We start from the raw sequence: 22,444 nt of genomic DNA, 5'->3' as shown, positions 1-22,444 counted from the left end.
TCATGAAGGAATTCGAGATTGCCCGATAGGCTCAGGCGGGCCGGCGGAGAAGCTGGTCAATCGTCTTGCGATCGATGGCTTTCAGCAGCAATGCGGCGACCAGGAACGCCACGCCGCCCAGCGCCACCAGCGCGATGACCGAGGAGACGCGTTCCAGCGCCGATCCGGAGTAGAATTCCGATCCATAAGGCATCGCATACCACAAAACCCCGCCCATGAAAGCGGCGGCCAGCGTGATCCGGGCAATGCGGGACAGGACCAGCCGCGTGAGGTGGAAATATCCCTTGCTGGCAAGAATGGCATAGAGCGCGGCAACATTGCACCAGGCGGAAATGGAGCCAGCCAGGGCGAGGCCGACCACGCCCAGGCGCGGCACCAGCAGGAAGTTCAGCCCGATATTGATCACCAGCGCGCCCCCGGCGGTATAGACCGGCGTGCGCGTATCCTTGCGGGCGAAGAAGTTGGGAATCAGCACCTTGTTCAGGACATAGGCGGGCAGGCCGACAACCAGTGCGGAAACGACCGCGCCCGTGCTGATACTGTCGGCCAGCGTGTAGGCGCCGCCAGTGTAGAAGGCGCGGGTAAAGGCACTGCCCGAAATGAACAGGGCGACGGCTGCGGGCACAGTCAGCAGCAGGGCCAGTTCCACCGCATTGCTTTGCAGGCGGAAGGCGCCGTCATGATCATCCCTGGCGATATGGCGGGACAGCGATGGCAGGATTGCCGTGCCCAGTGCGATGCCGATTATTCCCAGCGGCAACTGGTTAAGCCGGTCCCCCATGGCCAGGAAGGTATAGGCACCGTCGGGCAGGGTGGAGAGGAAGAACAGGTCGATGAAGCGGCTGATCTGGTAAACGCCCGCCCCCAATATGGCGGGCAGCACCAATATGCCCAGCTCCTTCACATCCGCTGTCAGACGCGGCGCGCGCAGGCGAATGCGGAACCCTTCGCGCCAGGCCCACCAGCCGAGCCAGAGCGCCTGCAATATGCCGGATATGGTGACGGCAATGCCCAGCCACATGCCGATATCGCGCCGCAATTCCACCGAATCGGGCTGGACGGCGCCCACCGTCAGCGCCGTGATCAGGCAGATATTGAGCAGGATCGGCGCTGCTGCTGCCGCGGCGAATCGCGACAGGCTGTTGAGTATGGCCGCGAACACCGTCGCCAGGCTCATGAAGGCGAGATAGGGGAAGGCCAGCCGCGCCATCAGCACGGCCAGGTCATATAGTTCCGGATCGGAGGAAATGCCTTCGTTGGCGAACAGGCCGGCGATCCAGGGCATGGCGATCAGCGCTGCGGCCGAAAACAGGATCAGGATCGGGATCAGGACGGCCAGCACTTCTTCGGCGAAGATGCGGGCTTCGGTCATGTCGCCATCCTTCGTCATCCGCCGGTTGAACAGCGGGACGAAGGCAGAGGAGAAGGCCCCTTCGGCAAACAGGCGGCGGAAGATATTGGGTAGCTGGAAGGCCAGCTGCCAGGCATCGCCCACGCCGCCCGCGCCGAGGACGCGGGCCAGCAATATGTCGCGCAGGAAACCGAAGACGCGGCTGACCAGGGTCAGCCCGCCGATCGTCCCCACATTCCTGACGAGGCTCATGCCGCGAACCTCAGGCGCGCTGCCGGGTCAGGCCTCGCCCGCGGGCGGTGTCGTGGCTGCTTCCTGCGCCTGCTTCTGCTGCAATTGCTGGATATAGAGCCCGTTGAAATCAATGGGATCGAGCAGAAGCGGGGCGAAACCGGCATCGCGCACGGCATCGGCAATCACGCGGCGGGCGAAGGGGAACAGGATGCGCGGCGCTTCGGCATAGGTGAAGGCGTGCTTCTGTTCTTCCGGCATGTTGCGCATGCCGACCAGGCCGCCATAGCTCAGTTCCACGATATAGGCCGTGCCCTGGCCGGTCGTGGCATTGGCGGTGATCTTCAGTTCCACCTCGGTCAGTTCTTCGTTCACCTTGCGGGCGCCGATATTGAACTGCACGTCCAGCTGCGGCTGTTCCTTCCACTGGAAGCTGTCGGGCGCCTTGGGGTTTTCAACCGACAGATCCTTCACATATTGCGAAAGCAGGCCGGCCACCGGCTGGTTGTCGGCACCATTGCCCATGGCGGCATTGTCGCCGCCGAGATTGCTGAGGACGTCGCCAGGTTCGGCCATGATCGTTTTCTCTCGGCTAGTTGAGAGGCGCCCCTCGCGCCCCGTTGTCACAGGTCCGCGCGCCTAGCACCGGCTTGGCGCGCCCGCAACGTCCGGGCAAGAAAGCTGCGATGCGCGGAAAAACAACGCCGGACCGTGCCCTGAAAACGGCGTTTTCACGTTGTTCATTTGAAATCGGTACCTATTTCGGGCACGATAGACAATCATCCGCCGCAAACCATATCTGGACAGAGAAGGGCGGTCGCAGGAATCAGGAAGTTGAAGTGATCATCGAAATCGTCATTCTGGCCATGATCGCCGCCTTTCTGGGGCTCAGGCTCTATTCGGTGCTGGGCCGCAGGGCCGAGCATGAGGAAGAACCCGTGCCGACCAGGTTCGAGCGGTCTGAAGGTGGCAATGCGCCGCGCACGATATCGCAGCCCTCGCCAGAGGTGTTGCGCCCCAATCGCGAAATGGCGGGTTTCCCGCCCGCGATCGAACAGGGTCTGCGCGAAATTGCCGCCGCTGATCGTCGCTTCGATCTGCTTCCCTTCCTCGAAGGCGCCAAGGCCGCTTATGGCATGGTGCTGGAAGCGTTCTGGCGCGGCGACAGGGACACGCTCCGCCAGCTGTGTGACGACGATGTGTATGAAGGCTTCATCGCCGCCATCGACGCGCGCGAACAAGCGGGCGAAACGCTCGATAACCGGCTCGTCCGGATCGAGGATACCAGCGTGCATTCCGCCGGGTTGGTGGGACGCACTGCGCGTATTTCCGTGCGCTTCGTGGCCGATATCGCTGCCGTTACGCGCGACAGGGATGGCAATGTCATCGCCGGTTCGCTGGACGATGCGGTGGAAAGCCGCGACATCTGGACCTTCTCGCGCGATGTGAACAGCAGCGAGCCGGACTGGATTCTCGACGAAACCGACGAAGGCTGATCCGTGCCCTTTCGCGGGGTTGGCGGCCCAAGGCAATTCCGCGCCTTCGCAGCCCTCTCCGCGACCATGCTGCTGGTTGCCTGTGGCGGCATGGTGCCGCCCGGCAAGCCGCCGCTTACCGCACCTGAGACTGCGCTGCAGGCGGGCGTTTTTCGCGCCGCACCGCTGCCCGCCGCGCAACTGGCGCCGCATGATGCCGGGGCCGCGCTCGCTTCCTACAGGGAAAGCTGCCCAAAGCTGTTGCGCCGCACGGATGCCAGCGGGCTGACCCGCCCGGATGACTGGCGCCCATCCTGCGAAGCGGCGCCGGGCTGGCCCACGGCCGAAGCGGCCGGTTTTTTCCAGGCCTATTTCGACACGGCCCGCATCGGTAATGGATCGAGCTTCGTCACCGGCTATTACGAGCCGGAGATCGCCGGATCGCGGACGCGGCGCCCCGGCTTTGAAACGCCGGTCTATGCCATGCCGCAGGATCTGGTTCGCGCGTGGCCGGATGACGTTCGACCGGAAGACCGGACGGGCCGGGCGCCGCTTGGCCGCTATGGCGATGATGGCAATCTTGTCCCCTATTACACCCGTGCCGAGATCGAAGCGGGTGCGCTGGAAGGGCGCGGGCTGGAAATCGCCTGGGTTGCCGATCCGGTGGAATTCTTCTTTCTGCAGGTACAGGGATCGGGCCGGCTGAAAACGCCCGAAGGCGAAGTGATCCGCATCGGCTATGCCGGGCAGAACGGCCATGCCTATACCGGCATTGGCGGCGTAATGCGCGAACGTGGCTTGCTGGGGGATGGGCCCGGCCAGTATCCGGCCTCCATGCAGGGCATCATGCAATATATTCGTGAAAACCCAGTTGAAGGCCACGCGCTGATGCAGCTCAACGAAAGCTGGGTTTTCTTCCGCGAACTGACCGGGGATGGGCCGCTGGGGGCGCTGGAAGTGCCGGTGCGGCGGGAAAGTTCCGTCGCCGCGGATCCTAGATTCGTGCCGCTGGGCGCGCCGGTGCTGCTTGATACCGACCGGCCGGAAGTGCAGGGCTTGTGGATTGCGCAGGATACGGGCGGCGCAATCAAGGGGCCAAACAGGTTCGACAGTTTCTGGGGAGCGGGTGAGGACGCGCGGACCATTGCCGGCGGGATGAGCGCACGCGGCGATGCGTTGCTGCTGCTGCCGAAGGGAGTGCTAGACCGGCTGGGGGCGCAGTGAAGCCTCCCCGTGGCCTGAGCGAGGCGGAAGCCGCCCTGTGGGAACGCGTGGCGCAAAGCGTCACCCCGCTGAAGGGGCGCGAAACCCCGCAGCCTGCGCCCGTTCCGGTGCGCAAACCCGTGCCTGCAATTCCGCCCAGGCCTGCCGTGAAGGGCCGCGTACCGCCGCCGCGCCCGGCTCCGCCGCCACCGAAGCCTGCGCCCGATCCGGGGCTGAATTCACATTGGGACAGGCGGCTGAACCGTGCGGCGATGGATCCCGATTTTACGCTGGACCTGCATGGCCATACGCTGGAAACCGCCCATCGCCGGCTCGACATGGGGCTGGCGCAGGCACGGGCCATGGGTGCCCGGCTGGTGCTGGTGGTAACTGGCCGGCCGCGCCCGGTCGATGCCGCGGATCGCAGCCATAGCCGCGGGGCCATCCGCGCGCAGATGCTGGACTGGCTCGCCGCCGGTCCGCATGCTTCTCATATCGCCGCCATTCGCAAGGCGCACCGGCGGCATGGCGGGGAGGGCGCGCTCTATCTGGTGTTGAAAAAGGGGCGATAGCGACCCTGCGCCATCAGTTGAGGGTTGCCTTGCGGGCCAGCAGCATCTCTACCACGACAGGGTTGATCTGGCCGAAGAAGCGAACGCCTGCCGTCTCTCCGTTCAGCCAGGCGATCTTCCCATTGACCTCTATCGAATTGGCAATCCGCAGCTTCAGGAAATCTGCCTGTTCCAGCGGTTCCTGCGCGATCGCCCTGACCGCGCATCCATCGACGGAAATATCGGTGACGGACAGGGGGAAAGAGCGTCTCTGCATGAAGCAATGCGCCTCTATCTCGACTTCACGTCGGTCTGCTACGCGGTCCTGCAACATCGGCACTCTCCGATCGGCCAATATATCTGGCTGCTATTTATCGATTCCGATCGTCAAATATGTCTTACGATATTGCCATGTTTTTCCACGGGGTGCCCCGTTTCAGGAAAGTTGGAAAATCCGGAATGAAAGCGCGGAGAATAACGCTCGCGCAAAAAAGAACGGGCGAGGTTCGCTGAACCCCGCCCGCTTTTCCTTGCCGCCGGGCCAGACGATCAGGCCGCTTCGGCCACCTCGTCCGCCGGTTGGGTGCGGATCAGATAATCGAATGCGCTCAATGCTGCTTTCGATCCTTCGCCCATGGCGATGATGATCTGCTTGTAAGGCACGGTGGTGCAATCGCCCGCTGCGAAGATACCGGGAAGGTTCGTCGCCGCCTTTTCGTCGATCATGATCTCGCCGAATTTCGACAGTTCAAGGCCCGATTCCTTCAGCCATTCGGTGTTGGGCACCAGGCCGATCTGGACGAACACGCCTTCCAGCTCGACCGTCTTTTCTTCCCCGCTTTCGCGGTTCTTGTAGACCAGGCCGTTAACCCGCTCGCCATCGCCGGTGATCTCCGTCGTCTGTGCGGAGACGAGGATGTCGACATTGGCCAGGCTGCGGAGCTTGTCCTGCAGCACCTGGTCGGCGCGCAGCTTGCTGTCGAATTCGACCAGCGTGACATGGCCCACGATATTGGCCAGGTCGATCGCCGCTTCGACGCCGCTATTGCCGCCGCCGATAACCGCCACTCGCTTGCCCTTGAACAGCGGGCCGTCGCAGTGCGGGCAATAGGCCACGCCGCGATTGCGATATTCGAATTCGCCCGGCACGCCCAGATTCCGCCAGCGGGCGCCGGTGGACAGGATGATGGACCGGGCCTTCAGCGAAGCGCCGTTTTCGAACACCACCTCGTGCATCCCGCCGGGCTGCCTGGCCGGAATGAGCTGTTTCGCCGTCTGCAAATTCATCACGTCGATGTCATATTCACCGACATGCGCTTCCAGCTGGGCGGCCAGCTTGGGGCCTTCGGTATAGGGGACGGAAATGAAGTTCTCGATCCCCATCGTGTCCAGCACCTGCCCGCCGAAGCGTTCTGCCGCGATGCCCGTGCTGAAGCCCTTGCGCGCCGTATAGACGGAGGCTGCCGCACCGGCGGGGCCGCCGCCGATGACCAGCACTTCAAACGGTTCCTTGTCGGCCAGCTTGGCCGCCGCGCGGGCGCCGGCATTGCCATCCAGTTTGGCCAGCACTTCTTCCACGCTCATCTTGCCGCTGGCGAACATTTCCCCGTTGAGGAAGGTTGCCGGCACGGCGAGGACATTGCGCTTCTCCACCTCGTCCTGGAAGGCACCGCCTTCGATCAGCGTGGCCGTGATGCGCGGATTGTTCAGCGCCATCAGCGTCAGGGCCTGCACCACGTCCGGGCAATTGTGGCAGGACAGGGAGAAATACATCTCGAAATTGTAATCGCCTTCAAGTGCGGCGATCTGGTCCAGCACATCCTGTTCCACCTTGGGCGGGTGGCCACCGGCCCAGAGCAGGGCCAGCACGAGGCTGGTGAATTCATGGCCCATCGGCAGGCCGGCGAAGCGGACCCACTTTTCCGCATCGCTTGCGCGGCGGATGATGAAGCTGGGCTTGCGTTCGTTGGTGCCGTCGAAACTGGCGGTCACCTTGTCGTTCAGGGCAGCAATTTCTTCCAGCAATTCGCGGGTCTGGGCCGATTTGTCATCGTCGCCGAGAGAGGCGACGAGCTCGATCGGCTCGCGCAGGTTGCCGAGAAATTGCTGGAGCTGTTGCGTCATATTGGCGTCGAGCATCGGAATATTCTCCTGCTGGAAACTGAAACGGCCCGGGGCGTGGGGGGCACGCCCCGGGCCGCCATGCGACCCGCATCGGGATGCGGGGATTGCTAAGACTTAGATCTTGCCGACGAGGTCGAGCGACGGAGCGAGGGTTTCGCTGCCTTCTTCCCATGCGGCCGGGCAGACCTGGCCCGGATTGGCGCGGACATACTGCGCGGCCTTGATCTTGCGGACCAGTTCGGCCGCGTTACGGCCAACGCCTTCGCAGGTGATTTCCATGATCTGGATCACGCCGTCGGGATCGACCACGAAGGTCGCACGGTCGGCCAGGCCCATTTCCTCGCGCAGAACATTGAAGTTCTTGGAAAGCGTGTGCAGCTGGTCACCCAGGAACGGATACTGGATCTTGCCGATCTTGTCCGAAGTGTCGTGCCATGCCTTGTGGCTGAAATGCGTGTCGGTGGAAACGCCATAGACTTCCACGTCCATGCCCTTCAGCGTGTCATACTGCTTGCCGAGATCTTCCAGCTCGGTCGGGCAGACGAAGGTGAAGTCGGCGGGGTAGAAGAAGAACACCGTCCACTTGCCTTCGAGATCCTTCTCGGTGACTTCGAAGAAATCCTTGCCGGCCTGGAATGCGGTGGCCTTGAACGGCTTCACAGTGCTGCCAATGATACCCATGCGTAAAATCTCCCTATTTCCTGGGGGTGAAACACTCGGGAGAGGAGATAGGGCCCACTGCCGATTCTCGCCAGTGAGGAGTATCGATTGGTTTGATGAAATAAATCAATCACAGGATATTGATCGAAATCAACGATTAATGGACTGCCCGCCCGCTATCCACGATCCTGTTGTCGTCCGGCTGCCGCAAACCCGGCCCTTTATGCGCTTATCCGCACTGCGCGCGGTGGAGCAGTTTGTGGTCCGCCAGCACCAGCGCCATCATCGCTTCCACCACTGGCGCGCCGCGAATGCCCACGCAGGGATCGTGGCGGCCCTTGGTGGCCAGTTTCGTCGCTTCGCCTTCGCGGGTGATCGTGTCCTGCGGGATGAGGATGGAACTGGTCGGCTTGAAGGCGATCCGCATCACGACCGGCTGGCCGGTGGAAATGCCCCCGGCGATGCCGCCTGCATGATTGGCCGAGAATTCCGGCCCGTTTTCGCCCGGATGCATCGGGTCGGCATTCTCTTCCCCGCGCAGGCGTGCGGCGCGGAAACCGTCGCCGATTTCCACCGCCTTCACCGCATTGATGCCCATCATCGCAGCCGCCAGATCCGCATCCAGCTTGCCATAGATCGGCGCGCCCCACCCGGCCGGCACGCCCGTGGCCACGCATTCCACCACGGCGCCGAGGCTGGATCCGTCCTTGCGCGCATCGTCCACCAGCTTTTCCCAGCGCTTCACCGCCCAGCTATCGGGGCAGAAAAACGGGTTCTGGCCGATCTGCGCGGGATCGAAGGCTTCGCGGTCGATCTCGTCCCCGCCGATCTCGCAGACATAGGCCATGATGGACACTTCGGGGATTATCTGTCGCGCCACTGCGCCTGCCGCGACCCGCGCGGCGGTTTCCCGCGCGCTGGACCTGCCGCCGCCGCGATAATCGCGGAAGCCATATTTCGCGTCATAAGTGTAATCCGCATGGCCGGGGCGATAGGCCTGGGCGACATCGGAATAATCCTTGGACCGCTGGTCCGTGTTTTCGATCATCAGGCTGATCGGCGTGCCGGTGGTCCTGCCCTCGAACGTGCCGGACAGGATTTTCACCGCGTCCGGTTCCCGCCGCTGGGTAGTGAACTTGCTGGTGCCGGGGCGGCGCGCATCCAGAAATGGCTGGATCGCCTCTTCGCTGATTTCCAGCCCCGGCGGGCACCCGTCCAGCACAGCACCCAAAGCCGGGCCGTGGCTTTCGCCCCAGGTCGTGAAACGTAAAACGCGGCCGAATGTATTGACGCTCATGCCCGCGGCATTGGCGCAAGATAGGGGGGCTGTCCATATCGTCGATCATTCGGTATGGCGCTGTTGCCGCGTCATTCCCGCGCGGGTGAGGTGAAGAGTGGCTGCAAGGCTCCGCTGTCCTACAGCTCGCCCCTGCGCTTAACAGCCTGCCGATGCCCGCCCATGTGCAGTCCCCCACCGGTCCTTTTTCCCATTTGCGCACCATGCCGCGCGAATTCCGCTTCGGGACAGTGTTCCAACTGTTCCAGCGCTTGCGGAAAAGCGCGCCTTTTCACTGGCCATCGGTCCCGCGCTCGGGCAAGAACAAAACATGATTGCAAAGCTCAAGGGTGTGCTTGACGATACCGGCGTGGACTGGGCCGTGATCGATGTCCAGGGCGTCGGCTATCTCGTCCATTGTTCGTCCAAGACGCTTTCCGCGCTGGGCAATGTGGGGGAAGGTTGCACCGTTTTTACCGATCTGCAGGTCAGCGAAAACGACATGCGACTGCTGGGCTTCGCCGAAGCGGGGGAGCGTGACTGGTTTCGCCTGCTGACGACGGTGCAGGGCGTGGGCAGCAAGGTTGCGCTGGCGATCCTTTCCGCGCTGAGCATTGGTGAAGTGCGCGATGCCTGCGCGGCGCAGGACGCGGCGACGATCGCCAGGGCGCAGGGCGTGGGGCCGAAACTGGCCGGGCGCATCGTCAACGAACTCAAGGACAGGGCTGGTGCACTTCCGGGCGGCGGCGCAACGGGCGCGGCCCCGGCGCGGCTGGTCGGCGGCGCCAATGCCGATGCGGTTTCGGCGCTGGAAAATCTCGGCTTCAAACCGGCAATCGCGGCGCAGGCCGTGGCGAAAGCCCAGGGCGAACTGGGCGAGGGCGCGAGCGAAAGCGAACTGATCCGCGTGGCATTGAAGAGGGCGGCGGGGTGAGTGAAATGGCCCTTCATCATCATCCCCGCGGTGGGTATCCAGCGACAGGCGGCAGGTTCACGATCATGCCTGCCATCGCGGCCCACGCATTGCTGCGGCAACAAGCTATTACGCTGAACCCGTTCATATGAGCACCAACCCGGATCTTTCACCCGAACGCCAGCCGGAAGACGCGGATGCGGCGCTGCGGCCGAAATCGCTTGGCGAATTTGTCGGCCAGGCGGCCGCGCGGGAGAATTTGCGCGTCTTTATCGAGGCCGCGCGTGGGCGCGGGGAGGCGATGGACCATGTGCTGTTCTTCGGCCCGCCGGGGCTGGGCAAGACCACGCTGGCGCAGATCGTGGCCAGGGAACTTGGCGCGGGCTTTCGCGCCACCAGTGGCCCGGTCATCGCCAAATCGGGCGATCTGGCCGCTTTGCTGACCAATCTAGAACCGCATGACGTGTTGTTCATCGACGAGATTCACCGGCTCAATCCCGTGGTGGAGGAAGTGCTTTATCCCGCGATGGAAGATCGCGCGCTCGACATCATCATTGGCGAGGGCCCTTCTGCGCGCAGCGTCCGCATCGACCTGCCGCCCTTCACGCTGGTGGGGGCGACCACGCGGCAGGGCCTGCTGACCACGCCCTTGCGGGACCGTTTCGGCATTCCCGTGCGGCTCAATTTCTACACGGTGGAGGAATTGCAGCAGGTGGTGACACGCGGCGCGGGCCTGCTGGGCATGACGATGGAGCCGGGCGGCGCGCGGGAGATCGCCCGCCGTTCACGCGGGACACCGCGCGTGGCGGGGCGGCTGCTGCGCCGGGTGCGCGATTTCGCCCATGTCGATGGAAACGGCACGATCAGCGCCGAAGTGGCGGACCGGGCGCTGACCCGGCTGGAAGTCGATTCGCTCGGCCTGGATGCAATGGACCGGCGTTATCTCACCATGATCGCGGATATCTACAAGGGTGGGCCGGTGGGTGTTGAAACGCTGGCCGCCGGCCTTTCCGAACCGCGCGACACGGTTGAGGAAGTGATCGAGCCATATCTGATCCAGCTGGGCCTGATCGCACGCACCGCCCGCGGGCGCTGCCTCAATGATGCAGGGTGGAATCACCTGGGAATCACCCCGCCCCCAGGATCGCAGACGGGTCTTTTCGACGGCGGGAAATAGTCAAAACAGTTAACAGTTCATTTGGAATCGGCCGTTGGTTGGTTCCAGATCGGGACAAAGCGGGTTCGCATCCCGTTCCGGGACTGAAAAAACAGCTCCGGCAGCCCAAAAACATTGCAAAGGCAATTGTCGGGAAAGGTTTTTCGCGTGTTGGTGTGCCCAACAGGACCAGCGGCGGCGCCATTCGGGCCGATCAGCTGTTCCGCAACGCGTAAGAGAGACTGCCCATGTCGGTAAAAACCGCCCTCGCGAAACTGTCTGCCGCAGCAGCAGGTGGCGCGCTTGTCGTCGGTGGCGCCGTGCATGTTGCCGAACCGCAATCGGCCGACCTGGAATACAAGTCGGGCAAGGGCGGCAAGGTCCAGCAGGTCAAATATGTGAAGGAGAAGCCGGCGAAGCGCGTCATTCCCAAGCAGGAAAAGCCCGCTCGCCGCGTGATCGAAAAGCAGCCTGAATATGCGATGGTGCCGGTTCCGGTGCCTCTGCCGGAATTGCCGCCGGTCCAGCCCATCATCGCCGGTGGCGGCGCCCAGCCGATCGTGATCGGCGGTTCGGGTGGATATGGCGGCGGCTTTGGTGGCGGTTTCTTCGGCGGCTTCTTCGGCGGCAGTAGCGGCGGCTCGGCCAGCGTGGATATCAGCACCACCACCACGGGCAGCTCTTCGAGCAGTGGCAGCTCCTCTACAAGCGGCAGCTCCTCCACCAGCAGTTCATCTTCCAGCTCCGGCGGTGACGACGGCACGAGCAGCACGACGACGACCACGACCACCACGACATCGGGCAACGTGTCGACTTCGACTTCGACCTCAACTTCCGGTAACGTGTCGACGACGACATCCACTTCGGGCAATGTTTCGACCACGTCTTCCACCTCGGGAAATGTGTCGACCACGACCTCCACTTCGGGGAATGTGTCCACTTCGACATCGGGTAATGTCTCGACATCGACCTCCGGCAACGTGTCCACCTCCACGTCTGGCAATGTTTCGACGTCCACTTCGACATCCGGCAACGTGTCGACCAGCACCAGTTCGTCTTCGTCTTCCTCCTCTTCGTCTTCGTCCAGTTCGAGCACGTCCAGTTCGACCAGCACTTCGACGAGCAGTTCGACATCCAGCAGCACCTCGACCAGTTCGGGTGGCACCACCACGACCAGCACTTCTTCCGGCACCGATATTCCGGAACCGCCGATGTTGCTGCTGTTCGGGGCGGGTGCGGCCGCGGTTTTCGCGCGGCGGCGCAGGAAGGCCATGAAGAACAAGAAGGCTGCCTGACGGTACCTTCCGTTACCTTGCGTACCAGTCAGGTGAAGGGCGGCCCCGCAGGCCGCCCTTCTTCTTTGCGGCAAGGGCGCATCCGATAGACTTCAGCAGATATGAAAAGGCCCCGCACGATGGCGGGGCCCTTTCTGTTTTCTGTCCGGTCGGCAGGCCGATCAGGCGGCCAGCTTGCGCAGCACGTAGTGCAGAATGCCGCCGTTCTTGTAGTATTCCATTTCGTTGGCGGTATCGATCCGGCACTTGGCGGTGAAGCTGAAGCTGTCGCCATTGGGCCGGGTGACGGCCACTTCGACGTCCTGCCCCGGCGTGAGATTGGCCAGGCCCTTGATGGTGAAGCTGTCTTCACCGGTCAGGCCCAGTGTCTCGCGCGTGTCGCCGCCGGTGAACTGCAGCGGCAGAACGCCCATGCCCACCAGGTTGGAACGGTGAATACGTTCGTAGCTTTCCACGACCACCGCGCGCACGCCCAGCAGATTGGTGCCCTTGGCTGCCCAGTCGCGGCTGGAACCGGTGCCGTATTCCTTGCCGCCAATGACAACCAGCGGCGTGCCGTCTTCCTTGTGCTTCATCGCCGCGTCGTAGATCGCCATGGTTTCGCCCTTGTAGGTCGTCATGCCGCCTTCGATGCCCGGAACCATTTCGTTGCGGATGCGGATATTGGCGAAAGTGCCGCGCATCATCACTTCGTGGTTCCCGCGGCGCGAGCCGTAGGAGTTGAAATCCGCCTTGGAGACCTGGTTGGCCAGCAGATACTGGCCGGCCGGGCTGTCTTCCTTGATCGAACCGGCCGGGCTGATGTGGTCGGTGGTGACCGAATCGCCCAGGATGGCCAGCGGCTTGGCTTCGAGGATGTCGGTAACCGGAGCCGGAGTCATCTCCATGCCGTCGAAATAGGGCGGGTTGGCGACATAGGTGCTGCCGGCGCGCCACTGATAAGTGTCCGATCCGACCACGTCGATCGCCTGCCAGTGCTCATCGCCCTTGTAGACATCGGCATAGCGGGCTTCGAACATGCCGCGGTCGATGCTGCTGTTGCGCACATCGGCCACTTCCTGATTGCTGGGCCAGATGTCCTTCAGGAACACGTCCGATCCGTCCTTGGCCTGGCCGATCGGCACGGAAACCATGTCGGTCGTGACCGTGCCCTTCAACGCATAGGCAACCACCAGCGGCGGGCTGGCGAGGAAGTTCGCGCGCACATCGGGCGAAACGCGGCCTTCGAAGTTGCGGTTGCCCGAAAGGACGCTGGCCGCGACGATATCGTTATTGTTGACTGCGGCACTGATCGGCGGGGCCAGCGGGCCGGAATTGCCGATGCAGGTGGTGCAGCCATAGCCGACAAGGTCGAAACCGATCGCATCGAGATGATCCTGCAGGCCGGCCTTTTCCAGATAGTCGGTGACGACCTGCGATCCGGGCGCCAGGCTGGTCTTGACCCATGGCTTGGGCTTCATGCCCAATTCGTTGGCCTTCTTGGCGACAAGGCCGGCGGCGACCATCACATCCGGGTTGGACGTGTTGGTGCAGCTGGTGATGGCCGCGATCACGACATCGCCATCGCCGATATCGTGATTGGCGCCTTCCACGGGCACGCGGACCGGCGAATCCTTGCCGTAAAGCTCTTTCAGATCCTTGTTGAACAGTTCGTCCACTTCGGGGAGGACGACCTTGTCCTGTGGCCGCTTCGGCCCGGCGAGGGAGGGGACGACGCTGCCCAGATCCAGTTCCAGTGTCTGGGTGAAAACCGGCTCCGGCATGTCCGGGTGCAGCCAGAAACCCTGTTCCTTGGCATAGGCTTCCACCAGCGCGATCTGGTCTTCAGCGCGGCCGGTCAGGCGCAGATAATCCAGCGTCTTTTCGTCAATGCCGAAGAAGCCGCAGGTCGCGCCATATTCGGGCGCCATATTGGCCAGCGTCGCGCGGTCCGCCAGGCTGAGCGTGGAAAGGCCCGGCCCGAAATATTCGACGAACCGGCCAACCACGCCGACTTCGCGCAGCATCTGTACGCAGGTCAGCACCAGATCGGTGGCGGTCACGCCTTCGGCCAGTTCACCCGTGAACTTGAAGCCGACGACTTCGGGGACCAGCATGGAGATCGGCTGGCCGAGCATCGCTGCCTCGGCCTCGATCCCGCCGACGCCCCAGCCCAGCACGCCCAGGCCGTTGACCATGGTGGTGTGGCTGTCCGTGCCGACGCAGGTATCGGGATAGGCGACCATCTGGCCGTCTTCATCTTCGCTGGTCCACACGCACTGGGCGATATGTTCCAGGTTCACCTGGTGGCAGATGCCGGTGCCCGGAGGCACGGCCTTGAAATTGTCGAGGCTCTTCGCGCCCCATTTCAGGAAGTCATAGCGTTCGGCATTCCGCTGATATTCGAGCTCCATATTATGCTCGAACGCCTTGGGATGGCCGAATTCATCCACCATCACGGAGTGGTCGATCACCAGGTTCACGGGAACCTGCGGATTGATCTTGGCGGTATCGCCGCCCAGCTTCTTGATCGCATCGCGCATGGCGGCAAGGTCCACCACGCAGGGCACGCCGGTGAAATCCTGCAGCAGAACTCGCGCCGGGCGATACTGGATTTCCTCGCCCGTCACGGGGTTTTTCTGCCAGTCGGCAATGGCCTGGATATCGTCCGTCGAAACGGTGAAACCGGCATCTTCGAAGCGCAGCAGGTTTTCCAGCAGCACCTTCATGGAGAAGGGCAGGCGGGAAATGTCGCCGATTTTCTCCGCAGCCTTCTTGAACGAATAATAGGCGTAGCTCTTCCCGCCCACTTCGAGAGTGCTGCGAGTATCGAGCGAATTCTTGCCGACCTGAGTCATATGGGCGAGATCCTTCCTGTTGCTGATCCGGCCGTCTAGGCGCAAAGGGCGGCCCGGATTTTGCTTGGGCAGTTGCGCGTTCGCGCGCGCCTCGTCAAGGCCACATTAAGGGGAACCCGTCCGCACTGTGCCGGGTTCCCCGCACGGATAATGCAAGGGGCGAAGCGATGCAGACAGGACAGGCAGGCCGCCGGAAGGAGCCTTTGCATGTCTGGATGATGGCGCTGGTTCTGGCGCTGGCCGCGTTTGCCGGGGCCGCTTTGGGGCTGGTCTGGCAATCATCCGGCCTGGGCGATGATCCGGCCGAGGAGCGGGCGGAAGAAGAACCGACAAAGGATTAGGCGGAAGTTTGTTCCGGCCGTTTGCGCGGGGCGGCAATCCAGCAGGCGATCACGATCAGGCAGGCGCCCACCACCAGCGGCCAGCGAAGCGGTTCGGCAAAGAATAGCCAGCCAAACAGGGCCGCCCAGAGAAAGCCGGAATATTCCAGCGGAACAAGCACTTGTGCTTCCGCCCTGGCATAGGCCCAGGCACAGAGCATGGATGCGCCGACCCATAATGCCGCCGCGCCGGAAATGCCCAGCCAGATATCCCGTCCGGGGGTGACGAAGAGAAAGGGCGCGAGCAGGAGCAGGGCACCGCCCGTCACGCCATTCTGCCATGTGGCGATTTCCGCCGGCCTGGCCACCAGCGCCTGCTGCCGTTGCAGGATAAGGTTCCAGGCATAGAGTATGGAGGAAAGCAGCACCGAGGCGATGCCCTTGGCCGCTTCCGGATCGGCTGAGGGCAGGCTCATGCGGCCAGCGGCGATCACCACCACGCCGGCCAGCCCCATCAGCGAGGCATAGGCCGCCCGCTTGCCGATTCGTTCCCCCAGCAGGACGGCTGCGAGATAAAGCGCGATCAGCGGCGCGGTGAAGGCCAGCGCTATTGCCTCCGCCAGCGGGATTCGCGCGATTCCCCAGAAAAATGTGAAGGCCATTGCCGCCGCGACGATGCCCCGCACCACATGCAGTCTTTTCGCTTCCCGGCTTGGCCGTTCCTTGCGGGTCGCAAGCCAGACCGGCGTAATCAGCGCGAAACCGACTGCGCTGCGCAGCAGCAACGCGCTATAGGCGCCGATGGCGATGGTCGCGCCCTTCATCAGCGCATCCATCAGCGAAAACAGCGCCACACCGGCCAGGGTCGCCACAAAGGGCAGAATGTGATGTTCGCGCGTCATGGAACCGGCCCATAGGCGCTGGCGTTTATCGGGGAAATGCACAGCAATGCCGATTCAGGCGCCAGAAAGCAGTGGCGCTGGATAGCGGATTGAGAAAAAGGACAGAATCGCAGCGGCCGCGCGGTGGACCCGAATCCATCATCCCGGTGCGCGATATTTTACAGGGCCCAACACGAGATGAGAATTTTCCAGCGCATTTCCCTCCTCATGGCGGGTGCGGCTCTTGCCGCTCCGGCAATGGCTGCGGCGCAGGCGCTGCAGGCCGAGCAGGTGCTGGATCAGGATGCGGTGGAGGTTGTCTCCCGCCCGGTCATCCAGCCGCTGGGTGAACCGCAGGCGCCGCTATATCCGCAGGTCATGCGCTGGCCAGCCGACCGGGCCAGCGCCTTGCTGGAAGCGATCGAAGGTATCGCAGCCGAAGGGCTCGATCCGCGCGATTACCGCCCTGGCCCGCTGCGCGCCGCGATCGAGATCGGCGAAGGGGCAGAGCTGGACGCGCTGGCGAGCGAAAGCTTCACCTGGCTGGTAGAGGATCTGCGCGACGGGCGCACGCCCATGTCCGCGCGCAAGCAATGGTTCGTGGTTGATCCCGATCCGGATCTGCTGCCCACGGGCAAGCTGATGCGGCAGGCGCTGGAAAGCGGCGATGTTTCAGGCACGCTCGCCTCGCTCAACCCGACCCATCCTGACTATGCCGCGCTGAAGGCGGCGCTGGCCGAAGCCCCGGAAGACGATGCGCAGCAGCGCGCCATGATTCGCGCCAATATGGATCGCTGGCGCTGGCTGGCACGCGATCTGGGCGGGCAATATCTGATCACCAATGTGCCGGAATATCGCCTGCGCCTGACGGTGAACGACCAGATCGTCCGGTCCTACAAGACGATTGTCGGCAAGCCGGGGCGCACGGCCACGCCGCAGCTGGCGGAAACGGTGGAGGGTGTGATCTTCAACCCGACCTGGACCGTGCCGCAATCCATCGTGAAGGGGGAAGGGCTGGGGCAGAAAGTGCTCAACAATCCCGCCTGGGCGAAGGCGAAGGGGTACAAGGCCACCAGGGGCGCGGACGGATATATCGGCGTGGTGCAGCAGCCGGGGCCGGCCAATTCGCTGGGCATGATGAAGCTGGACATGCCCAACCCCCATGCAATCTTCCTGCATGACACGCCGGCCCGCAATTTGTTCGATCAGGAAGATCGCGCGCTCAGCCATGGTTGCATCCGCACGGAGCGGGCACTGGAACTGGCCATGACCATCGCCATTCTCGGCCAGGGTGCCAGCAAGGAGGAAGCGATCGAAATCTCCCGTTCCGGCACTTACACACGTGTGCCGGTGGAAAAGACCATGCCGGTCTATATCACCTATTTCACTATGGGCCGGGACGTGGACGGAAACCTGACCACTTTCCCCGACATCTATGACCGGGACGATCCCGTACTGGCCAGCCTGGATGCGCCGCGCATTGCCAACCGGGCGCGGGAAACGAAGGAAGAAGTGGTGGAGATCGTCGACGATCTCCAGATCTGACGATGACTAGACGTCTGCCCTGTCGGAGCCGCCCGGATTGATCGGCGGCTGCGGCGGGCCGGCGACGGTTTCACCGTCTTCGCCGATGCCCAGCTGGTCGGCATAAAGCAGCCGTCCGCCGGAAAGGTGCCACAAGGCTTCGCGGAAATTTTCCGGCCCCATCGCGAAACAGCCATTCGACCGGCCAAGCCGACCCCATTTCTCGACATGTGTCTCGGTCGCGTAATCGGCCGAATGCATCACGATTGCGCGGTCCAGCGCATTGGAATTATCCGGGGCCAGCCCGCCAAGGCGGATGGAAGTGCCGTATTGGCCCTTGTACCATTCCCAGGTGACATAGGGACCCCGGCTGGTCGCGTTCGATCCGACCACATTGGAAAAGCCGTTCAGCCAGCCATCATGTTCCGGATCGGACCCCGCGCCATGCGTGACCAGGAAGGAACGGACCGTGCCGTTTTCCAGATTGGCGAAATGGAAGCGCGGGATGGATGAATGGACGCCGAAATCGGCGATGCCGGCAATGTCCCGGCGCCACAACGCATCACCTGCGCGTTCAACTTCGCGCCTGGCGATTTCCAGCACACGGCGCGCGCGCGCATCGGCGGTTGCGGGCTGCGCGGCAAGGCTGCGCGGCAAGGCCAGCGCCCCCGCCGCCAACGCGGCCGTTCCCAGGAAGTTTCTTCGATCCACGGAGGAAATCATGCCTTCTCATAGCATGTTCTGTCCAGCACCGCAGATGGACGCCGCCACCTTTCGGCTTATGCCGGGAGCAGCCTGTCGATGGCATCCTGTGAAGCGCGGGCATAGGCGCCATTGCTGTAGCGATGCGTGCCTACGAAATGGATGAAGGCGGCATCCTCCGCCCAATCCTCCCCCCAGTAATTGAGATAGCGGGAATAGGGCAGCAGGACGGGCGAGGGTTCGTTGGCGATGTGGAAATTGGAGGCCACCTGTTCGGTGCCCCATGTCGCGGCGCCTTCTTCCCCGGCCATATCGGTGATCTGCATCAGGAAGGCGCGGGCAAGTTCGCGCCCCGGGCCGCCGGCGGCGAAGCCCGCAAAACCGGCGCAGCCACGCAGATAGCGCCAGCCGCGTTCCGGCGGGATACGGCCCAGGCGGCTTTCCACCACGGTCTGCACATGCCCTTCTTCAGGCCCGTCCGGATAGAAATTCTGCACGAATTGATAAAGTGGCAGCGGCCCGGCTTCCGCCTGCGCATCGCCCAGCAATGTGAAGCTGCGATTGGTGGCGATGGCGCGTTCCACTTCGGGCACAGGGCCCAATGTCACCGTGTCGCTGTCCAGTTGCAGCCAGTATTCACCGCTGCGCCGGTCAAGAATGGTCAGGAAGCGTTCCCAGCATCCGCCCTTGGGAAAATCGCCGCGTTCGACCATGTCCATCCGGATCAGTTCAGGATCGCCGCAATGATGGGCAAGGATGGCCCGGTCCTGCGCCGTCAGCGTGCCATCGTCCAGAATGGCGATGCGACCCCGGCCCAGTTGCTGCCACAGGGATTTGACCGCCACCAGATAGGGCAGCAGCACTGCCGTGCCGATCATGGAAAACAGCACCAGCCCATCCTGCTTCGCGACGATTGGCGGCGTGTCGAGAATGCGCGCGACGGCTTCGTTATGGCGCGCCGTGTCCCGCCGCGTGCGCCAGCGATAGGGGAGGATGCTGTCGATTTTCATTCTGCGTCCGGGAAGGGGGTTGGGGGTAAAACGGCCAGCCTTCGTTCCATGTCAGCTGCCCAGGATCATGCCCGAAGAATCGATTTCGACCCGGCGGACTTGCGAAAGGAAGGATTGGCCCAGCAGGGATATCGGCAGGCCTTCAGGCACGATGATGGCGCGTATGCGCTGCGCTTCGATCCCGCCCAGTTCTACCCGGTCGAGCACGATGGGCACGCCCTGCACCTGCCCGCCCGCGCCGCGCCCAATGGGGCGCAGATCCTGCGGCGTCCAGTAATGGCCCATGGCCTGCGCATCCGCCCCGGTCAGTGCAATGACCGTGGCCCCGGTATCCACCAGCATCCGCGCCGGCACGCCATCCACGGTGACTTCGGCATAGAAATGTCCGTCAGCGGCGCGAGGCAGGACGATTTCACCCGCGTTCCAGCGCTTCTGCGCCATGTCCATTGCCTGAGAGGGTTCGGGCCGGGGATCGGCATCTGCCGCCTTTCCCGCCAATTGCTGCGCCTGCACGTCATCGCCGCCCGGTCCGGCCAGTTCGGGATAGAACCAGCCGACGAGTCCGGCGGCAGCAAGCAGCAGAATGACAGGGGCGAATTTCATCGCCGCGAAGAATAGCGGGGTTGTGCTTAAGCGGGCGTAAAGTTCCCCCGCCTCCGGGCTCTATTCAGCCGGTTCCGCGGGCAGTTTGTCGGCATTGCCGGCATCGCTCATGCCGTCTTCGATCTCGGCCGCCTTCTTTTCCACCAGTGCGACGATGTGATCCAGCATCGCGTCGCTCTGCACGTGATGGTCCGTCACGCCGGACAGATACACCATGTGCTTGCCCGCACCGCCGCCGGTTATGCCGATATCGGTTTCCCGCGCTTCGCCCGGTCCGTTGACCACGCAGCCAAGGACGGACAGCGAAAGCGGTGTCTTGATATGGCTAAGCCGGTCTTCCAGCGCGGCCACGGTCTTGATCACGTCAAAACCCTGCCGTGCGCAGCTGGGGCAGGAAACCACGCGCACGCCGCGTGTGCGCAGGCCCAGGCTCTTGAGAATCTCGAACCCGACGCGCACTTCCTGTTCCGGTTCGGCGGACAGGGACACGCGGATCGTGTCGCCGATCCCGGCCCACAGCAGATTGCCGATGCCGATGGAACTTTTCACCGTGCCGCCGATCAGGCCGCCCGCTTCGGTAATGCCCAGATGCAGCGGGCAATCCACCGCATCGGCCAGCCCCATATAAGCAGCCACGGCCAGGAATACGTCGCTGGCCTTCACCGCCACCTTGTATTCGTGGAAATCGTGATCCTGCAGCAGCTTGATATGGTCGAGCGCGCTTTCCACCAGGGCTTCGGGGCAGGGCTCTCCGTATTTTTCCAGCAGATCCTTTTCCAGCGAACCGGCATTCACGCCGATACGGATGGCACAGCCATTGGCCTTTGCCGCGCGAACCACTTCGGCCACGCGATCGGATGAACCGATATTGCCGGGATTGATCCGCAAACAGGCAGCGCCGGCATCGGCGGCTTCCAGTGCGCGTTTGTAATGAAAATGAATATCCGCCACCAGCGGCACCCGCGCTGCCCTGGCAATCTGGCGGAACGCCGTGGTGCTTTCCACATCCGGGCAGGACACGCGGATGATATCCGCCCCTGCATCTTCGCAGCGGCGGATCTGGTCGATCGTGGCCCCCGCATCGGACGTGGGCGTATTGGTCATGGTCTGCACCGTGATCGGCGCATCCCCGCCAACGGGAACATTACCGACCATGATCTGGCGGCTCTGGCGGCGCTCGATATCGCGCCATGGGCGTACGGAAGACATGGAACCTTCTATAGTGGTTCAAAGCTACTGGCGAAAGTCATTGCTGGCAGGCGGAGCGGGGATTGCCTCGGGCCGCACTATCGGCGACATCATGGATATGCCCGAACAACCGCCTCTCAGCGAAGAAGCCGGCCTGGATGGGCCGCTGCTGTTCGGCCGGGTTCTGGATGGCAAGGGCGGCGGCCGCCCCATCGGCTGGGACGAGGCGAAGGATTGGCAGCCTGCGGCACCGGGCGAAGTGCTGTGGGTGCATCTGTGCCGCAACCGGCCGGGCGTGTGGGAATGGCTGGAGGACAAGCTCCGGATTCCCGAACCGACCGTGGAATTGCTGACCGGCGACCGGACACGCCCGCGTGCCTTCCGCGAAGGGGAAACACTGGTGGCGACGCTGCGGGGGATCAATTTCAACCCCGGTGCGGAGCCGGAGGATATGGTGACGATGCAGCTCTGGTCCGACGGGACGAGAGTCGTCACCTTGCGGCGGTTGAGGTTGCAGACCCCGCGCTTCGTGCTTGCCCGGATCGATGAAAAAGACGGTCCCGGCGATGCAGGCGCGCTGATCACCGAACTGACAGAGGAAATGATCACCCGCATGAGCCAGTCGATCGCCGATATGAATGACCATATCGACGAGCTGGAAGAAGCCGATCCGGAAGAGGATGCGGAGATGATCCTGGCCCGGATTGCCACCATCCGCCGCAATTGCCTGGCGCTGAAACGGCATATGGGCCCGCAGCACGAAGCGCTGGAAGCCATTTCCCGCAGCGCGCCCGCCTGGTTTGAAGATCACGACCGCCGCGAAATGAGCGAGAGCATCGACCGGCTGCGCCGTTACATAGACGATCTCGATATCAGCAAGGAAAGTGCGGTCGTGCTGATGGATGACATTCGCGGGCGGGCCGTGGCCCGCAGCGAACAGACCACTTATGTCCTGACCATCGTTGCCGCCGTTTTCCTGCCACTGGGATTCCTGACCGGGCTTCTGGGCATCAATGTGGGCGGTATGCCCGGCATGGACGATCCGGCGGCTTTCTGGATCGTGGTCGGCCTGTGCGGGGCAATCTTCCTGATGCAGCTGATGCTGTTCTGGAAATGGAAATGGCTCTGACAGCGGCGCCCCGGC

General features: G+C 63.2%; 21 protein-coding genes. 9 read left to right on the top strand and 12 right to left on the bottom strand.

The annotated features are described in order from the left end of the window. Positions 1-31: 31 nt before the first annotated feature. Both murJ and secB read right to left on the bottom strand, forming a co-directional pair. Positions 32-1,603: a murein biosynthesis integral membrane protein MurJ gene (gene murJ / locus WYH_RS08050; RefSeq protein ID WP_046903432.1), complete on the bottom strand. Its 1,572-nt coding sequence runs from the start codon at positions 1,601-1,603 to the stop codon at positions 32-34. Positions 1,604-1,630: 27 nt separating this feature from the next. Then, complete coding sequence (secB, locus tag WYH_RS08045) at positions 1,631-2,158, bottom strand: protein-export chaperone SecB (protein WP_046903431.1); 528 nt, start codon at positions 2,156-2,158, stop codon at positions 1,631-1,633. A gap of 263 nt (positions 2,159-2,421) precedes the next feature. On the opposite strand from secB, the gene WYH_RS08040 reads away from it, so the two are divergent. The 3 genes from WYH_RS08040 (at position 2,422) to WYH_RS08030 (ending at position 4,832) form a co-directional block, all read left to right on the top strand. Continuing rightward, on the top strand, positions 2,422-3,078 hold the full coding sequence (locus tag WYH_RS08040) for a Tim44/TimA family putative adaptor protein (protein WP_046904950.1): 657 nt from the start codon (positions 2,422-2,424) through the stop codon (positions 3,076-3,078). Positions 3,079-3,144: 66 nt separating this feature from the next. Next, complete coding sequence (gene mltA / locus WYH_RS08035) at positions 3,145-4,281, top strand: murein transglycosylase A (RefSeq protein WP_046903430.1); 1,137 nt, start codon at positions 3,145-3,147, stop codon at positions 4,279-4,281. Further along, positions 4,278-4,832 carry a Smr/MutS family protein gene (locus WYH_RS08030; protein ID WP_046903429.1) on the top strand — a complete coding sequence of 185 codons (555 nt, stop codon included), beginning with the start codon at positions 4,278-4,280 and terminating at the stop codon, positions 4,830-4,832. Before mltA ends, WYH_RS08030 begins: the two co-directional genes overlap by 4 nt. A gap of 13 nt (positions 4,833-4,845) precedes the next feature. Here the strand turns inward: WYH_RS08030 and WYH_RS08025 are convergent, their stop codons facing one another. The 4 genes from WYH_RS08025 to aroC form a co-directional block, all read right to left on the bottom strand. Beyond that, positions 4,846-5,166: a PilZ domain-containing protein gene (locus WYH_RS08025; protein WP_156320094.1), complete on the bottom strand. Its 321-nt coding sequence runs from the start codon at positions 5,164-5,166 to the stop codon at positions 4,846-4,848. 194 nt (positions 5,167-5,360) lie between these two features. Beyond that, entirely contained in the window at positions 5,361-6,950 is a 1,590-nt protein-coding gene (gene ahpF, locus WYH_RS08020; RefSeq protein ID WP_046903427.1) for an alkyl hydroperoxide reductase subunit F, read from the bottom strand. A gap of 99 nt (positions 6,951-7,049) precedes the next feature. Further along, complete coding sequence (gene ahpC, locus WYH_RS08015; RefSeq protein ID WP_046903426.1) at positions 7,050-7,616, bottom strand: alkyl hydroperoxide reductase subunit C; 567 nt, start codon at positions 7,614-7,616, stop codon at positions 7,050-7,052. A 208-nt stretch (positions 7,617-7,824) separates the two neighbouring features. Continuing rightward, positions 7,825-8,892 carry a chorismate synthase gene (gene aroC, locus WYH_RS08010; protein ID WP_046903425.1) on the bottom strand — a complete coding sequence of 356 codons (1,068 nt, stop codon included), beginning with the start codon at positions 8,890-8,892 and terminating at the stop codon, positions 7,825-7,827. 310 nt (positions 8,893-9,202) lie between these two features. On the opposite strand from aroC, the gene ruvA reads away from it, so the two are divergent. The 3 genes from ruvA (at position 9,203) to WYH_RS17335 (ending at position 12,235) form a co-directional block, all read left to right on the top strand. Then, on the top strand, positions 9,203-9,805 hold the full coding sequence (ruvA, locus tag WYH_RS08005) for a Holliday junction branch migration protein RuvA (RefSeq protein WP_046903424.1): 603 nt from the start codon (positions 9,203-9,205) through the stop codon (positions 9,803-9,805). Positions 9,806-9,932: 127 nt separating this feature from the next. Then, positions 9,933-10,961, top strand: a complete 1,029-nt coding sequence (gene ruvB, locus WYH_RS08000) for a Holliday junction branch migration DNA helicase RuvB (RefSeq protein WP_046903423.1) — start codon at positions 9,933-9,935, stop codon at positions 10,959-10,961. Between the two features lie 227 nt (positions 10,962-11,188). Beyond that, complete coding sequence (locus tag WYH_RS17335) at positions 11,189-12,235, top strand: PEP-CTERM sorting domain-containing protein (RefSeq protein WP_082347904.1); 1,047 nt, start codon at positions 11,189-11,191, stop codon at positions 12,233-12,235. A 161-nt stretch (positions 12,236-12,396) separates the two neighbouring features. On the opposite strand, the gene acnA is transcribed toward WYH_RS17335, so the two are convergent. Further along, entirely contained in the window at positions 12,397-15,072 is a 2,676-nt protein-coding gene (gene acnA / locus WYH_RS07990) for an aconitate hydratase AcnA (RefSeq protein ID WP_046904948.1), read from the bottom strand. Positions 15,073-15,239: 167 nt separating this feature from the next. Between acnA and WYH_RS16805 the strand changes: the two genes are divergently transcribed. Further along, entirely contained in the window at positions 15,240-15,413 is a 174-nt protein-coding gene (locus WYH_RS16805) for a hypothetical protein (RefSeq protein WP_156320093.1), read from the top strand. Here the strand turns inward: WYH_RS16805 and WYH_RS07985 are convergent. After that, the gene (locus tag WYH_RS07985; protein WP_046903422.1) at positions 15,410-16,294 is read right to left on the bottom strand and encodes a DMT family transporter; all 885 of its coding nucleotides are present in this window, start codon (positions 16,292-16,294) and stop codon (positions 15,410-15,412) included. The genes WYH_RS16805 and WYH_RS07985 overlap by 4 nt on opposite strands. A gap of 177 nt (positions 16,295-16,471) precedes the next feature. Between WYH_RS07985 and WYH_RS07980 the strand changes: the two genes are divergently transcribed. Next, the gene (locus WYH_RS07980) at positions 16,472-17,818 is read left to right on the top strand and encodes a L,D-transpeptidase family protein (RefSeq protein ID WP_046903421.1); all 1,347 of its coding nucleotides are present in this window, start codon (positions 16,472-16,474) and stop codon (positions 17,816-17,818) included. Between the two features lie 6 nt (positions 17,819-17,824). Here WYH_RS07980 and WYH_RS07975 read toward each other — a convergent pair whose 3' ends face one another. The 4 genes from WYH_RS07975 to ispG all read right to left on the bottom strand — a co-directional run bounded on the left by WYH_RS07975 (position 17,825) and on the right by ispG (position 21,321). Further along, positions 17,825-18,508, bottom strand: coding sequence for a murein L,D-transpeptidase catalytic domain-containing protein (locus tag WYH_RS07975; protein ID WP_244877982.1), 684 nt, complete (start codon positions 18,506-18,508; stop codon positions 17,825-17,827). 68 nt (positions 18,509-18,576) lie between these two features. Beyond that, on the bottom strand, positions 18,577-19,509 hold the full coding sequence (locus WYH_RS07970; RefSeq protein WP_046903419.1) for a hypothetical protein: 933 nt from the start codon (positions 19,507-19,509) through the stop codon (positions 18,577-18,579). 51 nt (positions 19,510-19,560) lie between these two features. Continuing rightward, positions 19,561-20,112, bottom strand: a complete 552-nt coding sequence (locus WYH_RS07965) for a retropepsin-like aspartic protease family protein (protein WP_046903418.1) — start codon at positions 20,110-20,112, stop codon at positions 19,561-19,563. A gap of 60 nt (positions 20,113-20,172) precedes the next feature. After that, the gene (gene ispG / locus WYH_RS07960) at positions 20,173-21,321 is read right to left on the bottom strand and encodes a flavodoxin-dependent (E)-4-hydroxy-3-methylbut-2-enyl-diphosphate synthase (RefSeq protein ID WP_046903417.1); all 1,149 of its coding nucleotides are present in this window, start codon (positions 21,319-21,321) and stop codon (positions 20,173-20,175) included. 97 nt (positions 21,322-21,418) lie between these two features. Between ispG and WYH_RS07955 the strand changes: the two genes are divergently transcribed. Next, positions 21,419-22,429, top strand: a complete 1,011-nt coding sequence (locus WYH_RS07955; protein WP_046904947.1) for a zinc transporter ZntB — start codon at positions 21,419-21,421, stop codon at positions 22,427-22,429. Positions 22,430-22,444: the final 15 nt, after the last annotated feature.

The organism is Croceibacterium atlanticum, from assembly GCF_001008165.2.
GTDB classification, from domain to species: domain Bacteria; phylum Pseudomonadota; class Alphaproteobacteria; order Sphingomonadales; family Sphingomonadaceae; genus Croceibacterium_C; species Croceibacterium_C atlanticum.
Note: the sequence above shows the minus strand (reverse complement) of the source record. Positions and strands in the feature narration are given on the sequence as shown.